Genomic DNA, 20,997 nt, shown 5'->3' on the forward strand with positions numbered 1-20,997 from the left:
TCAGGAGAAGTAGTTCAACAAGGTCGCAATTACCGTGCGCTGATTGACGGACGACAGGTTGTAGAACAGCGGCAGGCGCAGCAGGCGCTCGCTCTCTTTGGTGGTGTAGCGATCTTCACCATGAAACTCACCAAAGCGTTCCCCCGCAGGGCTTGCGTGCAGCGGAATGTAATGGAACACCGCCATGATTTCCGCTTCCTTCAGGAAGCTAATCAACGCGCTCCGGTCATCAATATCCCGCAGCTTGATGTAGAACATATGCGCGTTCTGCACGCAGTCATCCGGAATCGACGGCAGCTCGATACGCCCGGCTTCCGCCAGAGGTGCTAACGCATCGAAGTAGTTTTGCCACAGCGCCAGACGTTGCTGGTTGATGCGTTCGGCTGCTTCCAGTTGCGCCCACAGATACGCAGCTTGCAGATCGGACATCAAATAGCTGGAGCCGATATCGCGCCAGGTATATTTATCAACCTGACCACGGAAGAACTGGCTGCGGTTAGTCCCTTTTTCGCGAATGATCTCGGCACGTTCAATCAACGCTTTATCGTTAATCAGCGTCGCCCCGCCTTCACCACCCGCCGTGTAATTTTTGGTTTCATGGAAGCTAAAGCAGCCAATATGGCCAATGGTTCCCAGCGCACGCCCTTTGTAAGTGGACATCACGCCCTGAGCGGCATCTTCCACCACAAACAAGTTATGCTTTTTCGCCAACGCCATAATGGTGTCCATTTCACAGGCCACGCCCGCGTAATGGACCGGAACGATAACGCGTGTTTTGTCGGTGATCGCCGCTTCAATCAGCGTTTCGTCGATGTTCATGGTGTCCGGGCGAACATCAACAAAAACAATTTTTGCTCCACGTAACACAAAGGCATTGGCGGTGGAGACAAAGGTGTAGCTCGGCATGATCACTTCATCGCCAGGCTGGATATCGAGCAGCAACGCCGCCATCTCCAGCGAAGCGGTGCAGGACGGCGTCAGTAACACTTTGGCGCTGCCAAAACGTTGCTCCAGCCACTGCTGGCAGCGACGGGTAAAACCGCCATCGCCACACAGTTTGCCGCTACCCATTGCCGACTGCATATAGTCGAGTTCGGTTCCCACCACCGGCGGTGCGTTAAATGGAATCATGTGATCACCTGTATAACCAGTACGCGGTGCTTTCTATATTCGCACCACTTTGTATGTATCGTTTAAGCGCGGCGGTGTTGCCCATCTGGGTCGCCACCCGCAATGTTATTTTACCGCGAGCATACGCCCAGTTTAGCGCTGCTTGCATCAGGTGTGCACCTGCTCCGCGTCCTGCCAGTAAACCAATGCGCGCGTCAGTGGTATTCAACTCTCGCAGAGAAACATAGCCGCGAATCTCGCCAGAAGCCGCGCGTAAAACCAGGCATTGATGATCAAAGGTGCCGCGCACGGCATTTTCAATCCACTGCGCATAAAAGCGACCGCTGGCGTCAGGCGCATACCACGGCGCACGAAAACGGCTTTGCGCGAATGCTTCACGGGCTAACTGGCGTAGTACTGGAATATCTGATTCCTGAGCCACTTCCGCATGGCTTTCACTGACGTTGATCACGGGGAGAGCCAAATCCACTTCCCCTTCTACCAGTGAGAATCCCAGCTGTTGCAGAGCATCCAGTTCATCGGTATTGGATGCGGCAATTTTGGCCTGCACCCGTGACCACGGCACCAAAACGTCTGGTGTCAGGAGCGGTGCATCAGGACTAATGCGCACGATGGCGCTGTTAACGCCAAAGAAGGCGTTTTCCCAGGTTAGTGGTTCAATACTGGCGCGGACGGGCATTCTCTATCTCCCTCAACACAGTCTTTTACTGTAATCAGTATCAGCGCCAGACTCCTTTGGTATCCACCACATACAGCTGCTGTACATCATCGCCGCTAATGGCTTTAAACTGGCTGTGATCTACCAGCATCACCAGCACATCTGCCGTCGCCAGCGCCTCGTCAAGCTGCGCCAGCGTGCAAAGCCCGGTCAGTTTTTTCGGCAACTGGTGGATGTTAGGCTCAACAACCAGCGTTTCGCCGCTGTGCCACTGGGCGATCAGTTCAGCGATTTCCATCGCCGGGCTTTCGCGCAGGTCATCAATATTCGGTTTAAACGCCAGACCAAAGCAGGCAATTTTCAGCTCGCTGGCGCGTTTATCAGTGGCAGCCAGACAATCAGCGACCGCCGCTTTCACCTGATCGATAACCCAGAAAGGCTTGTAATCATTCACTTCGCGCGCGGTACGGATAAGCCGCGCCTGCTGCGGGTTCTGTGCCACGATAAACCACGGATCAACAGCGATACAGTGACCGCCCACGCCCGGACCAGGCTGGAGAATATTGACTCGTGGATGGCGATTCGCCAGACGAATCAGTTCCCAGACGTTAATTCCTTGCTCGACACAAATCAGCGACAGTTCGTTAGCAAAAGCAATATTCACGTCGCGGAAGCTGTTTTCGGTGAGCTTACACATTTCCGCCGTCCGCGAGTTAGTGACGACACACTCACCTTCGAGGAAAATTTTGTACAGTTCGCTGGCGCGCGCCGAGCAAACTGGCGTCATGCCGCCAATGACGCGATCATTTTTAATCAGCTCGACCATCACCTGGCCCGGCAACACGCGTTCCGGGCAATAAGCAATATTGACGTCCGCCTGCTCACCCACCTGCTGCGGGAAAGTCAGGTCCGGACGCATCTCTGCTAACCATTCTGCCATCTTCTCGGTTGAGCCCACTGGCGAGGTGGATTCAAGGATCACCAACGCGCCTTTTTTCAGCACCGGCGCAATGGAGCGGGCAGCCGATTCGACGTAGGCCATATCCGGCTCATGATCGCCTTTAAATGGCGTTGGGACAGCAATCAGCCAGGCATCAGCCTCAACCGGCGTCGTACTCGCTCGTAAAAAACCACCTTCTACGGCAGTTTTTACCACGCTCGCTAAATCAGGTTCGACGATATGGATTTCGCCACGATTGATGGTATCAACCGCTTGTTGGTTGATATCAACACCAATCACCTGTTTTTGCCGTGAGGCAAACGCAGCCGCCGTTGGCAGCCCGATATAACCTAGTCCGATAACAGAAATGGTCGCAAAACTCATAGTGATATCCGATTATTTTTTAACGCTTCCAAAATGCGAGAGCATGCCTGACCATCACCATACGGGTTATGGGCTCGGCTCATAGTTTGATATTCATCTTCGTCTTCTAAAAGACGCGTCACTTCCTCGACGATCCGTTGCTTATCCGTCCCCACCAGACGTACCGTACCTGCGGTCACCGCTTCTGGGCGTTCGGTGGTATCGCGCATCACCAGCACCGGTTTACCCAGAGAAGGTGCTTCTTCCTGAATGCCGCCAGAGTCAGTCAAAATCAACCAGGCGTGGTTCATCAACCAGACAAACGGTAAATACTCCTGAGGATCAATCAAAATGACATTTTTCACATGTCCCAGAATGCGATTGACCGGCTCTCTGACATTCGGGTTAAGGTGTACCGGATAAACAATCTGGATGTCCTGATGAGTGGTAGCAATTTCAGCCAGCGCATGGCAGATTTCTTCAAAGCCACGACCAAAGCTCTCACGCCTGTGACCGGTCACCAGAATCATCTTTTTATCGGGGTCGATAAACGGGTAATTTGCCGCCAGTTCTGAACGCAGCGTATCGCTGCTCATTACCTGGTCGCGCACCCACAGCAGTGCATCAATTACTGTATTACCGGTAATAAATATTCGGCTGTCAGCGACGTTTTCACGCAGCAAATTTTGCCGGGAAGTTTCAGTTGGTGAGAAATGGTACATCGCCAGATGCCCGGTCAATGTACGGTTAGCCTCTTCCGGCCATGGCGAATAGAGATCGCCCGTGCGCAGTCCGGCCTCAACGTGACCAACAGGAATTCGCTGATAAAACGCTGCCAGGCTGGTTGCCAATGTGGTGGTAGTATCACCGTGAACCAGCACAACGTCTGGTTTGAACTCGGCAAGAATAGGTTTTAGTCCTTCCAGAATCCGACAGGTTATCTCTGTCAGGCCCTGTCCTGGCTGCATTATGTTGAGATCGTAGTCAGGTACAATGGAAAAGAGTTTCAGCACCTGATCGAGCATCTCCCGATGCTGCGCAGTGACGCAAACTTTAGCCTCAAAAAAAGGATCTTTTGCCAACGCATGCACCAACGGCGCCATCTTGATGGCTTCCGGGCGCGTACCAAATACAGTCAGTACTTTCACATCGATTCTCTTCGAATAAGCGGCGAGCGCCTTTGCGCTCACCACAGCTGTGTTGCTATTTCGAGCAACGGCGGGTTAATGCGACACCAGCCCCGATCAGCCCCCCGACAATGCCCCACATAATCATCAGGAAGGCACGACGTGGGCTATCGCGTTTTACCGGTTCTTCCGGTGTACGCAAATAGCGATAGGTCTGAAAACGCGGATCCAGGGTTGGACCAACATTAAGGGTGTTTAACATGGCCCGATTCTGATCATAGTCGAGATCAAAGGCTGGGCCGACAGCCTGTAAATTTTCCAGTCGCGCCTGGAGCATCGGGCGCCCTAACAGGAACATTTCTGAATCAGGTAATTCCTCGGCTGGCACGTCTGTCGCACTGCGAGAAATATTGTGTTGCTCGGCGATTTTAAGTGCCTGTTCAATACTGTTCATCCGGCGGTCGTAGATGGACTTAGCCACTTCTTCCTGACGCTTCACCTGAGCCTTCATCTGAATAGTGCGCGCCGCCCATGCGCCTTTCAGCTCATCATTCAGATGGCTGGCTGCACGCTGGCTGGCAAAAGCAACATATTGACGAAGCAGGTTATTAGCATCGGGGGCGGTTTCGGCAACCAGCTTAACGCTGTCATTGACCGCGCGGGCGAAATCACCAGGAATAAACAGGATGTTGTTGATCATTTCATCCAGCAGAGCCGCATCGGCTTTACTGTTACCGACCATCCGCTGTTTGTAATAGTCAGTCTGCAACCAGAAATCGCGGCGGGTATCCCACGATGCCAGTTGCATAACAAACTCTTTATAGGCTTCATCCATAACCGATGGTTGGTCGGCAGGGGCCATATTTGAACGAACATCCAGGTTACGCAAAAATTGCTGCTGCGAGTAGTACCCGCCCAGCATATTCACGGTTGGACGATCGGTAATCGCCGTCGCACTCCACTCCTGACGCGCAAAAAAAGTATACGCCAACGCGATTAAGGCAAACGCCAGCCCCATGCCAATAATCCACAGCTTCCCAGCCCACAAGGTACGAAACAACCCACGAATATCCAGTTCATTTTCAGCGTCTTCGGCTGGTTTCCCAGGCATTGGTTGCGTCATTACATCCTCATTTTATTTGGTTAAATTAGGGCTGCCATCACGGTTTCTGCGCAGTCGACGTTTCACGCGTTTGATGAAGCGAGCAACCTTCCAGGCACGCTTAATGCAATAGCCATAGAGGAAGAATGCTAGCAAAAAGAGCACCAGCATGACCCATTCCGGGACAAAATGAGAATATTCTGCCAGTACGCCAATAGAAGCGAGTAGCGCTGCAGCAAGGGTAATCAACACAAACGCCTGACGAGAAGTAAATCCAGCGCGCATGATCAAATGATGAATGTGCTGTCGGTCAGGTGAGAATGGACTCATGCCTTTACGCAAACGACGATACATAATCGCCACCATGTCCATCAGCGGGATAGCAATGATCCATAAGGCGGTAACCGGGCTGATTGGATGTGTGGCTCCCTGTGTAGTTTCCAACAGGATCCAGATAACAGTAAAACCAATCAGCGTACTACCGGCATCGCCCATAAAGACTTTGTAGCGACGCCCCAGAATACCAAGGTTTAGCATGATATAAGGCAGGATGGCGGCGATCATGGCAAAGCACCAGATAGCGAGGCTGGTTTGCCCGTCGAACCACAAAATCATACCGATTGCCGCAAACGAGACACAGGATAACCCGCCCAGCAAGCCATCAATACCATCGACCATGTTGAAGGCATTAATCGCCGCCCAGACAGCAAACAGCGTCAGAAAGTAACCAAACGGTCCGAGCACCATCTCCCAGGAGCCAAAGATATAACCCAAACTACTGAGATAAAGTTTGCCGAACACCATCATAACAATGCCAACAGCTGCCTGTATGGTGGCACGGATTTTTACGCTGATATCAAAACGATCATCCAGCGCGCCAATGAACACAAGCACACCGGCACAAACGAGATAGAGAGCTGCATGTGGAATATAGTAATCGACGATTCCGAACGTGAAGCAAATCCCTGCGTAAACCGAAATACCCCCAACGAGTGGTATCAATCCCTGGTGACGTTTGCGGAAGTTAGGTTTATCCACTAAACCGACTTTTTTTGCCACCTTGCGGGCAAAAAACAGAAACAGTGTCGTGAATAAAAAAATACTGATGAGATCAGTACTCACTGTCAGTAAATTCACAATGCATGCTCTCAGAGAAAATTATTAGCTGAAGTATACCCACGAAGACCTTTATTCAGAAGGGAAACTACTTTCTGAATCTCTCAAAAATGAGCAAAAATCAACCAATTGATATGTAAATCGCATAAAACACCCGCAAAAACCAGGAATTTTCACACCATCACAGGTATACCGCTAAGATTACAGATATAAAAGCAAAACGCCACGTAAACACGTGGCGTTTTGCTGTAACACTAACTTATGAGCGTTTCATCATCTCGAAGAAATCATCATTGGTCTTGGTCATCGCAAGCTTATTAATGAGGAATTCCATTGCGTCGATTTCGCCCATCGGGTGAATGATTTTGCGCAGGATCCACATTTTCTGCAGCTCTTCCTGAGTGGTAAGCAACTCTTCTTTACGAGTACCAGAACGGTTGTAGTCGATTGCCGGGAAGACGCGTTTTTCAGCGATTTTACGAGAAAGGTGCAGTTCCATGTTACCTGTACCTTTAAACTCTTCGTAGATAACTTCGTCCATTTTGGAGCCGGTATCGATTAGCGCCGTTGCAATGATGGTCAGGCTGCCGCCCTCTTCCACATTACGTGCTGCACCGAAGAAGCGTTTCGGACGATGCAGGGCGTTGGCGTCCACACCACCGGTCAACACTTTACCGGAAGCCGGTACGACGGTGTTGTAGGCACGAGCCAGACGAGTGATGGAGTCGAGCAGAATAATAACGTCTTTCTTATGCTCAACCAGGCGTTTTGCCTTCTCGATCACCATTTCCGCAACCTGAACGTGGCGAGATGCTGGTTCGTCGAAGGTAGAAGCAACAACTTCACCTTTAACCAGACGCTGCATCTCGGTCACTTCTTCCGGGCGTTCGTCAATCAGCAGAACCATCAGTACGCAGTCTGGATGGTTGTAAGCGATGCTCTGAGCAATGTTCTGCAGCAGCATGGTTTTACCCGCTTTTGGCGGTGCCACAATCAGACCACGTTGCCCACGACCGATAGGCGATGCCAGATCCAGTACGCGTGCGGTTAAATCTTCGGTAGAACCGTTACCACGTTCCATACGCAGACGAGAATTTGCGTGCAGCGGCGTTAAGTTCTCAAAGAGGATTTTGTTACGGGCGTTTTCTGGTTTGTCGAAGTTAACTTCGTTAACCTTCAGCAGCGCAAAATAGCGTTCACCTTCTTTCGGCGGGCGAATCTTACCAGAGATGGTATCACCAGTGCGGAGGTTGAAACGGCGGATTTGGCTAGGAGAAACGTAGATGTCATCAGGGCCGGCGAGGTAGGAGCTGTCTGCGGAACGGAGGAAACCAAATCCATCCTGCAATATCTCCAGTACGCCATCACCAAAGATATCTTCGCCACTCTTTGCGTGCTGCTTCAGGATGGCAAAAATAATGTCCTGCTTACGCATACGAGCCAGGTTTTCCAGCCCCATATTTTCGCCGAGAGTGATCAGCTCAGAAACCGGCGTATTCTTTAATTCGGTAAGATTCATAGTGGTGTGAGTTCTTAAACTTGGGGTAAATCTCGAACTTAATGTTGTGAATGGTATGGCAGGATCATCCATGCCTGTTTACGGTCATCAACTCATGTCTTTTCGCTGTCTGGTCACAGGAGAGTACGCAGAACTGAAACGACAAGACGGATTGAGTGACGAGCCAGAAATCTGTTCACTTCGCATTTAAGAAAAACAGGAAGCGTTGGATATTACAAGATTCAAACTTAATAAGGTATGTTTAATACGAAGTCAACATTAAGTTAGCATGACTCACGCCGGGCGTCCAGTTTTTAGCGACGGGGCACCCGAACATGAAATTCCCTTACGCCAGGTTAGCGTCGAGGAACTCTTTCAACTGACCTTTAGACAGTGCGCCCACTTTGGTTGCGGCCAATTCGCCGTTTTTGAACAGCAGCAGAGTCGGGATACCACGGATGCCATATTTCGGCGCAGTGCCAGGGTTTTGATCGATGTTCAGTTTTGCAACAGTCAGTTTGCCCTGATATTCGTCAGCGATTTCATCCAGAATCGGGGCGATCATTTTGCACGGACCGCACCACTCTGCCCAGAAATCAACGAGGATCGCCCCGTCCGCTTTGAGTACATCCGTGTCAAAACTGTCGTCAGTCAGGTGAATAATTTTATCGCTCATATATAACTCCACAGGAATAAGCCTGGCGTGTTGGTTTCGTTGTTGGTGTAACATTAACCAACTAAAGGTTGACTTTATTTCACCGGATACGCTTTCGTAAAGCAATAGTAAGCTGATATTCTACCACACTATGAGCAAAACACATTTAACAGAACAGAAGTTTTCCGACTTCGCCCTGCATCCGAAAGTTGTAGAAGCCCTTGAAAAAAAAGGGTTTCATAACTGTACGCCCATTCAGGCACTGGCCCTTCCACTAACGCTGGTGGGTCGTGACGTAGCCGGGCAGGCGCAAACCGGTACCGGAAAAACGATGGCGTTTCTTACGTCAACGTTTCATTATCTTCTCTCTCATCCCGCGATTGCCGATCGCAAGGTGAATCAACCGCGTGCCTTAATTATGGCACCGACGCGTGAACTTGCCGTGCAGATCCACGCCGATGCGGAACCACTGGCGCAAGCTACTGGCCTGAAATTGGGTCTGGCTTACGGTGGCGACGGCTACGACAAACAGCTGAAAGTGCTGGAAAGCGGCGTTGACATTTTGATTGGCACCACGGGTCGTTTGATCGACTACGCCAAACAGAACCACATCAACCTCGGCGCCATTCAGGTAGTGGTGCTGGACGAAGCCGATCGTATGTACGATCTGGGCTTTATTAAAGATATCCGCTGGCTGTTCCGCCGTATGCCGCCTGCAAACCAGCGTCTCAACATGCTGTTCTCCGCCACGCTTTCGTACCGGGTACGTGAACTGGCGTTCGAGCAGATGAACAATGCCGAATATATTGAAGTGGAACCGGAACAGAAAACGGGCCACCGCATTAAAGAAGAACTTTTCTACCCTTCTAACGAAGAAAAGATGCGTTTATTGCAAACGCTGATCGAAGAAGAGTGGCCAGACAGAGCGATTATTTTCGCCAACACCAAACATCGTTGTGAAGAGATCTGGGGTCACCTGGCGGCAGATGGTCATCGTGTTGGCCTGTTAACGGGTGATGTAGCGCAGAAAAAACGTCTGCGTATTCTTGATGAATTTACCCGTGGTGATTTGGATATTCTGGTTGCCACCGATGTTGCCGCGCGTGGCCTGCATATCCCGGCTGTGACGCACGTCTTTAACTACGATTTACCCGATGACTGTGAAGATTACGTTCACCGTATTGGTCGTACAGGTCGCGCTGGCGCAAGTGGTCATTCCATCAGCCTGGCATGTGAAGAGTATGCATTGAATTTGCCTGCTATTGAGACCTATATTGGTCACTCAATTCCGGTAAGCAAATACAATCCGGACGCATTGATGACCGATCTGCCAAAACCGCTGCGCCTCACGCGCCCGCGTACAGGCAATGGTCCGCGTCGTACTGGCGCTCCGCGTAATCGTCGTCGTTCAGGTTAAATAAAAAATGTCATACTCAAAATCATTCAAACTGTATCAAGATGGCAAGAGAATGAATCCCGACGAGCTTACTGTAGTAAGTGATTCAGGTGAAAGAACGCAGCCAACGCAGAGACAGATTGAAGGATGAAGAGTATGGGTTCCACCTCGTCGCTTTATGCCGCTATTGATCTCGGTTCGAATAGTTTTCATATGCTGGTTGTGCGCGAGGTGGCTGGCAGTATCCAGACGCTGACGCGAATTAAACGCAAAGTGCGTCTGGCTGCTGGCCTGAACAGCGAAAATGCCCTGTCTAATGAAGCAATGGAGCGCGGCTGGCAATGCCTGCGTCTGTTTGCTGAACGTTTGCAAGATATCCCTCCCTCGCAAATTCGCGTTGTCGCCACGGCGACGTTACGTCTTGCCGTCAATGCTGGTGATTTCATCGCAAAAGCGCAGGAAATCCTTGGCTGTCCGGTACAGGTCATTAGCGGTGAAGAGGAAGCACGCCTGATTTATCAGGGCGTTGCTCACACCACTGGCGGTGCAGATCAGCGCCTGGTGGTAGATATCGGCGGCGCCAGTACTGAACTGGTAACCGGCACCGGCGCACAAACGACGTCCTTGTTCAGCCTGTCTATGGGCTGCGTTACCTGGCTTGAGCGCTATTTTGCCGATCGTAATCTGGGGCAAGAAAACTTTGTTGCAGCCGAACAAGCCGCGCGCGAAGTGCTACGTCCTGTTGCCGATGAATTGCGCTATCACGGCTGGAAGGTGTGCGTTGGTGCTTCCGGCACCGTGCAGGCTTTGCAGGAAATCATGATGGCGCAGGGTATGGATGAACGCATTACCCTGGCGAAATTGCAGCAACTGAAACAGCGCGCTATTCACTGTGGCAGGCTGGAAGAGCTGGAAATCGAAGGGCTGACGCTGGAACGCGCGTTAGTATTCCCAAGTGGTCTGGCGATCCTGATAGCCATTTTTACCGAGCTGAATATCCAGTGTATGACGCTGGCCGGCGGCGCACTGCGTGAAGGCCTGGTTTACGGCATGTTACATCTGGCGGTCGAGCAGGATATTCGCAGCCGAACACTGCGTAATATTCAACGTCGCTTTATGATTGATACCGATCAAGCACAGCGTGTGGCTAAACTCGCCGCTAACTTGTTCGATCAGGTCGAAAATACCTGGCATCTTGAAGCGATTAGCCGCGATTTACTGATCAGCGCCTGTCAGCTTCATGAAATTGGCCTTAGCGTTGATTTCAAACAAGCGCCGCAACATGCCGCTTATCTGGTGCGTAACCTGGATCTTCCTGGTTTTACCCCCGCGCAGAAAAAGCTGCTAGCGACGTTATTACTCAACCAGACGAATCCGGTCGATCTCTCATCGCTACATCAGCAAAATGCCGTACCGCCGCGCGTCGCAGAACAACTCTGCCGTTTACTGCGCCTCGCCATCATTTTTGCCAGCCGTCGTCGTGATGATTTAGTACCAGATATTAAATTACAGGCCGATCATGAGCAGTTGATCTTAACGCTGCCACAAGGTTGGCTGACCCAGCACCCGCTGGGTACAGAGGTTATCGATCAGGAAAGCCAGTGGCAGAGCTATGTCCACTGGCCGCTGGAAGTGCATTAACGTGCAAGGTGCTGGATGCGATGCTGACGCATCTTTCCGGCTTCCCCAGGGAGTGATTATTTCCCTCGTTTTGCCGCCATCATCGCTTTCAGATTCGCCAGATGGCTTTGCCCTTTCTGCATCCGTTCTTCGGCGCTGACCACTTTACGCTCTTGTTCCCAAATCAGATCATCCTGCGGCAGCTCCAGCAAAAAGCGGCTCGGCTCCGGGCGCACCAGTTCGCCGTACTGACGGCGTTCTTTACACAGCGTAAAGGTCAATTCCTTCTGGGCGCGGGTGATGCCGACATAGGCCAGCCGCCGCTCCTCATCGATATTGTCTTCATCGATGCTGCTCTGGTGCGGCAAAAATCCTTCTTCCATACCGACCATGTAGACATAGGGAAACTCCAGCCCTTTCGACGCGTGCAGAGTCATCAGTTGCACCTGATCCAGCTCTTCCTCGCTTTCCCCCCGCTCCATCATGTCGCGCAGAGTAAAGCGCGTCACCACCTGGGTTAACGTCATCGGCTCATCCAGTTCGCTACCTTCCAGCATCTCCGTCATCCAGCTAAATAACTGGTTAACGTTCTTCATGCGCATTTCGGCGGCTTTCGGGCTGGGCGATGTTTCGTACAGCCAGGATTCATAATCCATGCCGTGGATCAGATCACGCACTGCGGCAATCGGCTCCCGCTCCGCCAGACGCTGGATTTCTGCCAACCAGTGAGTGAAGCGGGTCAATGCTTCATAACCACGTCCGCTAAGCGTCTGACTCAGGCCCATATCAAAGCTGGCGGTAAACATGCTTTTATTGCGCGTCATCGCCCACTCACCCAGCTTTTTCAGCGTCGCCGGGCCAATCTCTCGCTTCGGCGTGTTGACGATACGCAGAAATGCGCTGTCATCGTCCGGGTTAGTCAGCACGCGCAGATAAGCCAGCAAGTCCTTGATTTCAGGACGAGAGAAAAACGACGTACCACCAGATATTTTGTATGGGATGCGGTTTTGCATCAGGAATTTTTCAAACACCCGCGACTGATGGTTGCCGCGATAGAGAATGGCGTAATCTTTGTACTGCGTTTTATTGACGAAGTGATGCGCAATCAGTTCACCGGTGACGCGCTCGGCTTCATGTTCCTCGTTATTCGCGCTTAAAACTTTTAGCTCTGCACCGTAGCCCAGTTCGGAGAACAGACGCTTTTCAAAGACGTGCGGGTTATTGGCGATCAGAATATTCGCCGCTTTCAGAATACGCCCGGAAGAGCGGTAGTTCTGCTCAAGCTTAATCACCTTCAACGCCGGGAAGTCCTGGCTTAACAGCACCAGGTTTTGCGGACGTGCGCCGCGCCAGGAGTAGATCGACTGGTCATCGTCACCCACCACGGTAAAGCGCGCGCGGCTGCCCACCAGCAGTTTCACCAGTTCATATTGGCTAGTGTTGGTGTCCTGATACTCATCCACCAGCAGGTAGCGAATTTTGTTCTGCCAGCGCTCGCGTACTTCTTCATTGCGTTGCAGCAGCAACGTCGGCAATAAAATCAGATCGTCGAAGTCGAGAACATTGCACGCTTTCAGGTGCGCATCATACAGTCCATAACAATGGGCAAAAATTCGATCCCGCTCGCCCTTTGCCTCTGCCGCCGCCTGCGCCGGTGTTTTGAGATCGTTCTTCCAGTTGGAGATGGTCGAAATTAGCTGTTGCAAGAGAACTTTGTCATCTTCGATCAGCCCTTCGGTCAACTCTTTAAGCAAAGCAAGCTGATCGGTATCGTCAAACAACGAGAAGTTCGCCTTCATCCCCAATGCTGCATACTCGCGTTTGATGATATCCAGCCCCAGCGTGTGGAAGGTGGAGATCATCAGCCCGCGCGCCTCTTTACGCCCCAGCGTCTGCCCGACACGCTCTTTCATCTCGCGCGCCGCCTTATTGGTAAAGGTCACCGCCGCGATATGTCGCGCCTGATAACCGCAACCGCGGATCAGATGGGCGATTTTATTGGTGATAACACGAGTTTTACCGGAACCCGCGCCCGCCAGCACCAGGCAAGGGCCGGTAACGAATTCGACAGCTTGTTGTTGGCCGGGGTTTAGACGCATAGGAAAATCGCTCAATGAAAGTCGGGAGGGGAAAATAACAGCGTGGTAGTATAGCCAGCCTCATCCTTACCACTCAAGGCACGATCATGGCAAAAACAGCAGCAGCACTGCATATCCTTGTAAAAGAAGAGAAACTGGCTCTGGATCTTCTCGAGCAGATTAAGAACGGTGCCGATTTCGGCAAGCTGGCGAAGAAACACTCCATTTGCCCGTCAGGCAAACGCGGCGGTGATTTAGGTGAATTCCGCCAGGGTCAGATGGTTCCGGCGTTCGATAAAGTGGTGTTCTCTTGTCCGGTACTGGAGCCAACCGGCCCGCTGCACACCCAGTTCGGTTACCACATCATTAAGGTGCTGTACCGTAACTAATAGCAAGGCCTTCTCCGGGAGAAGGCCTTGAACTCTGAATCGCTATTATCCCGCAACAGCAATACGTTTCATATCCGTCATATAGCCGCGCAGTTTCTTACCAACCTGCTCAATCGCATGACCGCGAATGGCTTCATTCACATCACGCAGCTGCGCGTTATCTACCGCGCCTTCCGGAATAGCTTTACCCAAATCGCCCGGTTGCAGCTCTGCCATAAACGGTTTCAGCAGCGGCACACAGGCGTAAGAGAACAGATAGTTACCGTACTCGGCGGTATCAGAGATAACCACGTTCATTTCGTACAGACGCTTACGGGCGATGGTGTTGGCAATCAGCGGCAGTTCGTGCAGTGATTCATAGTAAGCAGATTCTTCAATGATGCCGGAATCAACCATGGTTTCGAACGCCAGTTCAACGCCCGCTTTCACCATTGCGATCATCAGTACGCCTTTATCGAAGTACTCCTGCTCGCCGATTTTGCCTTCATACTGCGGCGCGGTTTCGAACGCGGTTTTGCCGGTCTCTTCACGCCAGGTCAGCAGTTTCTTATCGTCGTTGGCCCAGTCCGCCATCATGCCGGAGGAGAATTCGCCAGAGATGATGTCGTCCATATGTTTCTGGAACAGCGGTGCCATGATCTCTTTCAGTTGTTCTGACAGCGCATAAGCTCGCAGTTTCGCTGGATTAGACAGACGGTCCATCATCAGGGTGATGCCGCCCTGTTTCAGCGCTTCGGTGATGGTTTCCCAACCGAACTGAATCAGTTTTTCTGCGTATGCCGGATCGGTGCCTTCTTCCACCAGCTTGTCGAAGCACAGCAGAGAGCCCGCCTGCAACATACCGCACAGGATGGTTTGCTCGCCCATCAGGTCAGATTTCACTTCCGCAACGAAGGACGATTCCAGCACGCCCGCACGGTGACCACCGGTTGCTGCCGCCCATGCTTTAGCGATCGCCATGCCTTCGCCTTTCGGATCGTTTTCCGGGTGAACGGCAATCAGCGTCGGTACGCCGAATCCACGTTTGTATTCTTCACGCACTTCGGTGCCTGGGCATTTCGGCGCAACCATCACCACGGTGATGTCTTTACGGATCTGCTCGCCCACTTCCACGATGTTGAAACCGTGCGAGTAACCCAGCGCCGCGCCGTCTTTCATCAGTGGCTGTACGGTGCGCACTACATCAGAGTGCTGCTTGTCCGGCGTCAGGTTAACCACCAGATCCGCCTGCGGGATCAGTTCTTCGTAAGTACCCACTTTAAAACCGTTTTCGGTCGCTTTACGCCAGGATGCGCGCTTTTCGGCAATCGCTTCTTTACGCAGAGCGTAGGAGATATCGAGACCAGAATCACGCATGTTCAGGCCCTGGTTCAGACCCTGTGCACCACAACCGACGATGACCACTTTTTTACCCTGAAGGTAGCTCGCGCCATCGGCGAATTCGTCGCGCCCCATAAAGCGACATTTGCCCAACTGTGCCAGCTGCTGGCGCAGGTTCAGTGTATTGAAGTAGTTAGCCATGGTGATTCCTCGTGATGTTGTGCTTCTTATTGTTCGGTTCGCGTTTGCGAGATTGAATTCACTATATGACAGGAAATTTATTGCGGAAATTGATATATTCACAACGTCACATTGCAATTTCTGCAACGTCAACATTGAGGGCTGCGCCATTGGATTTACGCGATCTGAAAACCTTCCTGCATCTGGCGGAAAGCCGCCATTTTGGCCGCAGCGCGCGGGCGATGCACGTTAGCCCATCCACGCTCTCACGGCAGATTCAGCGCCTGGAAGAAGATCTCGGTCAGCCGCTGTTTGTGCGCGATAACCGCACGGTAACGCTGACGGAAGCGGGCGAAGAACTGCGCGTTTTCGCCCAGCAAACACTGTTGCAGTATCAGCAATTGCGCCACACCATCGATCAGCAAGGTCCGTCGCTCTCCGGCGAGCTGCATATCTTCTGCTCGGTCACCGCTGCCTACAGCCATCTGCCGCCGATTCTGGATCGCTTCCGCGCGGAACACCCGTCGGTGGAGATCAAACTCACTACCGGTGATGCGGCAGATGCGATGGAAAAGGTCGTCACTGGCGAAGCAGATTTGGCGATTGCCGGGAAGCCGGAGACTCTGCCAGGCGCGGTGGCGTTTTCGATGCTGGAGAATCTGGCGGTAGTGCTGATCGCGCCTGCCCTACCGTGCCCGGTGCGCAATCAAGTTTCGGTAGAGCAACCGGACTGGTCAACAATACCGTTCATCATGGCCGATCAGGGGCCGGTGCGCCGCCGCATTGAACTGTGGTTCCGACGCAACAAAATCAGCAACCCGATGATTTACGCCACGGTTGGCGGGCATGAAGCGATGGTTTCGATGGTGGCGCTCGGCTGCGGCGTGGCCTTGTTGCCAGAAGTGGTGCTGGAAAACAGCCCGGAACCGGTGCGTAACCGCGTAATGATTTTAGAGCGCAGCGATGAGAAAACGCCGTTTGAACTGGGCGTGTGTGCACAAAAAAAGCGGCTGCATGAGCCGCTGATTGAGGCGTTCTGGAAGATTTTGCCGAATTAGTTTTATGGCCCCACCATTACCCTAACGGGCTTACCAATACGGCTAAGCATATTCACCAGAGCATCGATGGTGAATTTGCTGCATTTCTTGTTGACGACATCCGAAACGCGCGGCCGTGATATATGTAAAACGGTTGCCACCTCGGCTTGCTTCATCTGGTTTTGCTTAATCCAGAGGGTAATTTCTTCCATGAGCTGTTCTTTGATGGCTAATGTATTTTCGATTTCACTCAGGGAATCAGCGTAAAGCTTTTCTGCTTCCTGCTTATCAAACCCCAAATCAGCAAAAACATTACCGCCAGATGGCGTCACATGGCGAATATCACTATCAGTTTTGGCAATCACTGGCTGTTTCTCCGTTGTTGCACCACCCGGTTATAACGCGTTCTGGCGATGTTTTTATCGTGCTGACTGGTTTGTTGCGTCTGTTTCTGGAAACTATGCAAAACGTAGAGCGCTTCTACGAACTTCGCAACATACATAACGCGATAGATGCCATTGTTGTCACGAATACGAATTTCATTTACCCCAGCCCCAATTTCTGAAAACGGTTTCCAGTCATCAGGTTCAATTCCATACTGAATTTTGTGAAGCTGATAACCAACTGCTTTACGTACCGTTATGGGAAAAGCCAAGAGATCCTCCAGAGAAGATCCCACCCATCGAATTTCTTTTTCATTGGGGAGAGCTCGGGTGAGTAACATAACATCCTTGTGTATAAAATTTTATACACTACTTTTAACAGGCGCAAGTGATAGCGGTGCACAAATAACCAAAATGGCGATGCTAACGATATGGTGAGCCGAGTTTCACCACAAGCAGATTGAGCGCCTTCTGGAAAACGTCTCGCAAAATTGAATGAGTGGATGCTTCGGACTGGCAGAAAAGCCCAATAACTGAGGGAAGATCATATCTGGATATTAGGCCCACTTTACTTTGTGGGCCTGAAAACCGAAAAGCTGAGTTAACCCGCCAAAAAGAACCTGAACGCCGGGTTATTGGTTTCGTCGTGGCAATCGTAGCCCAGCTCATTTAGCCGGGTTTCGAAATCCGGTTCATGGTCGCCAAGTTCGAACGCCGCCAGTACGCGCCCGTAGTCGGTACCGTGGCTGCGATAATGGAACAGAGAAATGTTCCAGTGCGTACCCAGCGTGTTGAGGAAGCGCAGCAGCGCGCCCGGTGATTCCGGGAATTCGAAGCTGTAGAGGTGTTCCTGCAACGGATGCGATGGACGCCCGCCGACCATATAGCGCACATGCAGCTTCGCCATTTCGTCGTCGGAGAGATCAACCACGCTGTAGCCGCCATCGTTGAGCATCTGCAAAATTTCTTTGCGCTCTTCGAGGCCGCGGCTTAAGCGCACGCCGACAAAGATGCAGGCGTTTTTGGCATCGGCAAAGCGATAGTTGAACTCAGTGACCGAACGCCCGCCAAGTAGCTGGCAAAATTTGAGGAAGCTGCCTTTTTCTTCCGGGATGGTCACCGCCAGCAACGCTTCACGCTGTTCGCCCAGTTCGCAGCGTTCCGAGACGTAGCGCAGGCCGTGGAAATTGACGTTTGCCCCCGAAAGTACATGCGCCAGTCGTTCGCCGCGAATGTTGTGCTGGGCGATATATTTTTTCATTCCCGCCAGCGCCAACGCGCCAGACGGCTCCGCCACCGCGCGCACATCTTCGAACAGGTCTTTCATCGCCGCACAGATAGCATCGCTATCGACGGTGATGATGTCGTCGAGATACTCCTGGCACAAACGGAAGGTTTCATCGCCGATGCGTTTTACCGCAACACCTTCGGCAAACAGCCCTACGCGCGGCAAATCAACCGGATGACCCGCATCCAGCGCCGCTTTCAGGCAGGCGGAATCCTCCGCTTCTACGGCGATCACTTTGATTTGCGGCATCAGCTGTTTGATCAGCACCGCCACGCCCGCAGCCAGACCACCGCCGCCGACTGGCACAAATACGCGATCAAGATGGGCATCCTGCTGGAGCAGTTCCAGCGCCAGCGTGCCTTGCCCAGCGATCACCATCGGATGGTCGAATGGCGGCACCCAGGTGAAGCCCTGCTGCTGAGACAATTCAATCGCTTTGGCTTTCGCTTCATCGAAGTTCGCACCATGAAGCAGCACTTCGCCGCCGAAGCCGCGTACCGCATCAACTTTGATGTCAGCGGTGGCGGTTGGCATGACGATCAGGGCCTTCACGCCTAACCGTGCGGAAGAAAACGCCACACCCTGTGCGTGGTTACCCGCAGAAGCGGTGATCACGCCGTGCGCTTTCTGTTCTTCCGTCAGGCCCGCCATCATGGCGTATGCACCGCGCAGCTTAAAGCTATGAACTGGCTGGCGATCTTCGCGCTTCACCAGAATCACGTTATCAAGACGCGACGACAGTTTTTCCATTTTTTGTAGCGGCGTAACCTGCGCCGCCTCGTAGACCGGTGCGCGTAGCACCGCTCTTAAATATTCGGCACCTTCCGGGGCACCGGACAGGGGTTGTGAGTCAGCCATTATTAACCCCCCAGTTTCGATTTATCGCGCACCGCACCTTTGTCGGCGCTGGTTGCCAGGCTGGCGTAGGCGCGCAGGGCAAAGGAAACCTGCCGTTCACGATTTTTCGGCGTCCAGGCTTTGTCGCCACGGGCTTCCTGCGCTTCACGACGCGCCGCCAGTTCGGCATCGCTTACCTGTAACTGAATGCCACGGTTCGGAATGTCGATAGCGATCAGGTCGCCATCTTCAATCAGGCCAATACTGCCGCCGCTTGCCGCTTCCGGTGAGACGTGGCCGATAGAAAGGCCAGAGGTGCCGCCAGAGAAACGACCGTCGGTGATCAGCGCACAGGCTTTACCGAGACCCATTGATTTCAGGAAGCTGGTTGGGTAGAGCATTTCCTGCATCCCCGGACCGCCTTTCGGGCCTTCATAGCGAATTACTACCACATCTCCGGCGACAACTTTACCGCCGAGAATCGCTTCAACCGCGTCATCCTGGCTTTCGTACACTTTCGCCGGGCCGGTGAATTTGAGGATGCTGTCATCGACGCCTGCGGTTTTCACGATGCAGCCGTTTTCTGCGAAATTACCGTAGAGCACCGCCAGGCCGCCGTCTTTGCTGTAGGCGTGTTCCAGCGAGCGGATACAGCCGTTGGCGCGGTCATCATCGAGAGAATCCCAACGGCAATCCTGCGAGAATGCCTGTGTAGTACGAATGCCAGCAGGGCCTGCGCGGAACATATTTTTTACCGCGTCATCCTGGGTCAACATAACGTCGTATTGTTCCAGCGTTTGCGGCAACGTCAGGCCAAGTACGTTTTTTACATCACGGTTCAGTAATCCCGCGCGATCCAGTTCACCGAGAATACCGATAACACCACCAGCTCGGTGAACATCTTCCATATGGTATTTCTGGGTGCTCGGCGCAACTTTACACAGCTGCGGTACTTTGCGGGAGAGCTTATCGATATCACTCATGGTGAAGTCGATTTCCGCTTCCTGCGCCGCCGCCAGCAGGTGAAGAACGGTGTTGGTAGAGCCGCCCATCGCGATATCCAGCGTCATGGCGTTTTCAAACGCCGCTTTGCTTGCGATATTGCGCGGCAGTGCACTTTCGTCGTTTTGCTCATAGTAACGTTTGGTCAGCTCAACAATGCGTTTACCGGCGTTAAGGAACAGTTGCTTACGATCCGCGTGGGTCGCCAGCAGCGAACCGTTGCCCGGCTGCGACAGGCCCAGCGCTTCGGTCAGGCAGTTCATTGAGTTAGCGGTAAACATCCCGGAGCAGGAACCGCAGGTTGGGCAGGCGGAACGTTCAACCTGATCGCTCTGGGAGTCAGAGACTTTCGGGTCTGCGCCCTGGATCATCGCATCAACCAGATCGAGCTTGATGATCTGATCGGACAGTTTGGTTTTCCCGGCCTCCATCGGGCCGCCGGAAACAAAGATCACCGGAATATTCAGGCGCAGGGAAGCCATCAGCATCCCCGGGGTGATTTTGTCACAGTTAGAGATGCAGACCATAGCGTCGGCGCAGTGGGCGTTGACCATATACTCAACGGAATCAGCGATCAGTTCGCGAGATGGCAGTGAATAAAGCATCCCCCCGTGGCCCATGGCAATCCCATCATCCACCGCAATGGTGTTGAACTCTTTGGCAACGCCGCCAGCCGCTTCAATTTGTTCGGCGACCAGTTTACCGAGATCGCGCAGATGGACGTGACCCGGTACAAATTGGGTGAACGAGTTCACAACCGCGATAATCGGCTTACCGAAATCGGCGTCGGTCATTCCGGTGGCGCGCCACAGCGCACGAGCACCCGCCATATTACGACCATGAGTGGTGGTGGCGGAACGGTACTTAGGCATACTTT

Annotated in this window: 19 protein-coding genes; 4 read left to right on the top strand and 15 right to left on the bottom strand. The window is 52.5% G+C overall.

What is annotated here, in order from left to right:
- The 9 genes from rffA to trxA all read right to left on the bottom strand — a co-directional run bounded on the left by rffA (position 1) and on the right by trxA (position 8,611).
- Positions 1-1,131: a dTDP-4-amino-4,6-dideoxygalactose transaminase gene (gene rffA / locus AACU94_RS20205; protein ID WP_130223403.1), complete on the bottom strand. Its 1,131-nt coding sequence runs from the start codon at positions 1,129-1,131 to the stop codon at positions 1-3.
- Between the two features lie 4 nt (positions 1,132-1,135).
- Positions 1,136-1,810 carry a dTDP-4-amino-4,6-dideoxy-D-galactose acyltransferase gene (gene rffC, locus AACU94_RS20210; protein WP_130223405.1) on the bottom strand — a complete coding sequence of 225 codons (675 nt, stop codon included), beginning with the start codon at positions 1,808-1,810 and terminating at the stop codon, positions 1,136-1,138.
- Positions 1,811-1,850: 40 nt separating this feature from the next.
- Entirely contained in the window at positions 1,851-3,113 is a 1,263-nt protein-coding gene (gene wecC / locus AACU94_RS20215) for a UDP-N-acetyl-D-mannosamine dehydrogenase (RefSeq protein WP_130223407.1), read from the bottom strand.
- Entirely contained in the window at positions 3,110-4,240 is a 1,131-nt protein-coding gene (gene wecB, locus AACU94_RS20220) for a non-hydrolyzing UDP-N-acetylglucosamine 2-epimerase (protein ID WP_064530529.1), read from the bottom strand. Before wecB ends, wecC begins: the two co-directional genes overlap by 4 nt.
- A 55-nt stretch (positions 4,241-4,295) precedes the next feature.
- The gene (gene wzzE, locus AACU94_RS20225) at positions 4,296-5,342 is read right to left on the bottom strand and encodes an ECA polysaccharide chain length modulation protein (RefSeq protein WP_064530528.1); all 1,047 of its coding nucleotides are present in this window, start codon (positions 5,340-5,342) and stop codon (positions 4,296-4,298) included.
- Positions 5,343-5,354: 12 nt separating this feature from the next.
- Positions 5,355-6,458, bottom strand: coding sequence for a UDP-N-acetylglucosamine--undecaprenyl-phosphate N-acetylglucosaminephosphotransferase (gene wecA, locus AACU94_RS20230; protein ID WP_130261196.1), 1,104 nt, complete (start codon positions 6,456-6,458; stop codon positions 5,355-5,357).
- Between the two features lie 238 nt (positions 6,459-6,696).
- On the bottom strand, positions 6,697-7,956 hold the full coding sequence (gene rho / locus AACU94_RS20235) for a transcription termination factor Rho (RefSeq protein WP_001054527.1): 1,260 nt from the start codon (positions 7,954-7,956) through the stop codon (positions 6,697-6,699).
- An 87-nt stretch (positions 7,957-8,043) separates the two neighbouring features.
- The gene (gene rhoL, locus AACU94_RS20240) at positions 8,044-8,142 is read right to left on the bottom strand and encodes a rho operon leader peptide RhoL (RefSeq protein ID WP_032145636.1); all 99 of its coding nucleotides are present in this window, start codon (positions 8,140-8,142) and stop codon (positions 8,044-8,046) included.
- 139 nt (positions 8,143-8,281) lie between these two features.
- Complete coding sequence (gene trxA / locus AACU94_RS20245) at positions 8,282-8,611, bottom strand: thioredoxin TrxA (RefSeq protein WP_064530526.1); 330 nt, start codon at positions 8,609-8,611, stop codon at positions 8,282-8,284.
- A gap of 130 nt (positions 8,612-8,741) precedes the next feature.
- Here trxA and rhlB point away from each other — a divergent pair, with 130 nt between their 5' ends.
- Positions 8,742-10,007, top strand: a complete 1,266-nt coding sequence (gene rhlB / locus AACU94_RS20250) for an ATP-dependent RNA helicase RhlB (protein WP_130209386.1) — start codon at positions 8,742-8,744, stop codon at positions 10,005-10,007.
- Between the two features lie 135 nt (positions 10,008-10,142).
- Positions 10,143-11,627, top strand: coding sequence for a guanosine-5'-triphosphate,3'-diphosphate diphosphatase (gppA, locus tag AACU94_RS20255; protein WP_135488523.1), 1,485 nt, complete (start codon positions 10,143-10,145; stop codon positions 11,625-11,627).
- Between the two features lie 56 nt (positions 11,628-11,683).
- Here the strand turns inward: gppA and rep are convergent, their stop codons facing one another.
- Positions 11,684-13,705 (bottom strand): DNA helicase Rep, encoded by a 2,022-nt coding sequence (gene rep, locus AACU94_RS20260; protein WP_001238867.1) that lies wholly within the window; start codon positions 13,703-13,705, stop codon positions 11,684-11,686.
- An 86-nt stretch (positions 13,706-13,791) separates the two neighbouring features.
- Here rep and ppiC point away from each other — a divergent pair, with 86 nt between their 5' ends.
- On the top strand, positions 13,792-14,073 hold the full coding sequence (gene ppiC / locus AACU94_RS20265) for a peptidylprolyl isomerase PpiC (protein WP_001140251.1): 282 nt from the start codon (positions 13,792-13,794) through the stop codon (positions 14,071-14,073).
- Positions 14,074-14,118: 45 nt separating this feature from the next.
- Here the strand turns inward: ppiC and ilvC are convergent, their stop codons facing one another.
- Positions 14,119-15,594 (bottom strand): ketol-acid reductoisomerase, encoded by a 1,476-nt coding sequence (gene ilvC, locus AACU94_RS20270; protein ID WP_130219555.1) that lies wholly within the window; start codon positions 15,592-15,594, stop codon positions 14,119-14,121.
- A gap of 149 nt (positions 15,595-15,743) precedes the next feature.
- On the opposite strand from ilvC, the gene ilvY reads away from it, so the two are divergent.
- Positions 15,744-16,631: an HTH-type transcriptional activator IlvY gene (ilvY, locus tag AACU94_RS20275; RefSeq protein ID WP_135488524.1), complete on the top strand. Its 888-nt coding sequence runs from the start codon at positions 15,744-15,746 to the stop codon at positions 16,629-16,631.
- Between the two features lie 2 nt (positions 16,632-16,633).
- Here the strand turns inward: ilvY and AACU94_RS20280 are convergent, their stop codons facing one another.
- The 4 genes from AACU94_RS20280 to ilvD all read right to left on the bottom strand — a co-directional run bounded on the left by AACU94_RS20280 (position 16,634) and on the right by ilvD (position 20,992).
- Positions 16,634-16,975 carry a helix-turn-helix domain-containing protein gene (locus tag AACU94_RS20280; RefSeq protein WP_130223417.1) on the bottom strand — a complete coding sequence of 114 codons (342 nt, stop codon included), beginning with the start codon at positions 16,973-16,975 and terminating at the stop codon, positions 16,634-16,636.
- Entirely contained in the window at positions 16,972-17,289 is a 318-nt protein-coding gene (locus AACU94_RS20285; protein ID WP_165383549.1) for a type II toxin-antitoxin system RelE/ParE family toxin, read from the bottom strand. The genes AACU94_RS20280 and AACU94_RS20285 overlap by 4 nt, the downstream gene beginning before the upstream one ends.
- Before the next feature lie 305 nt (positions 17,290-17,594).
- Positions 17,595-19,139 carry a threonine ammonia-lyase, biosynthetic gene (ilvA, locus tag AACU94_RS20290; RefSeq protein WP_135488525.1) on the bottom strand — a complete coding sequence of 515 codons (1,545 nt, stop codon included), beginning with the start codon at positions 19,137-19,139 and terminating at the stop codon, positions 17,595-17,597.
- Between the two features lie 2 nt (positions 19,140-19,141).
- Positions 19,142-20,992, bottom strand: coding sequence for a dihydroxy-acid dehydratase (gene ilvD, locus AACU94_RS20295; protein WP_001127394.1), 1,851 nt, complete (start codon positions 20,990-20,992; stop codon positions 19,142-19,144).
- Positions 20,993-20,997 lie beyond the last annotated feature (5 nt).

The sequence above is a fragment of the Escherichia sp. E4702 genome, from assembly GCF_963883545.1.
Classification (GTDB): domain Bacteria; phylum Pseudomonadota; class Gammaproteobacteria; order Enterobacterales; family Enterobacteriaceae; genus Escherichia.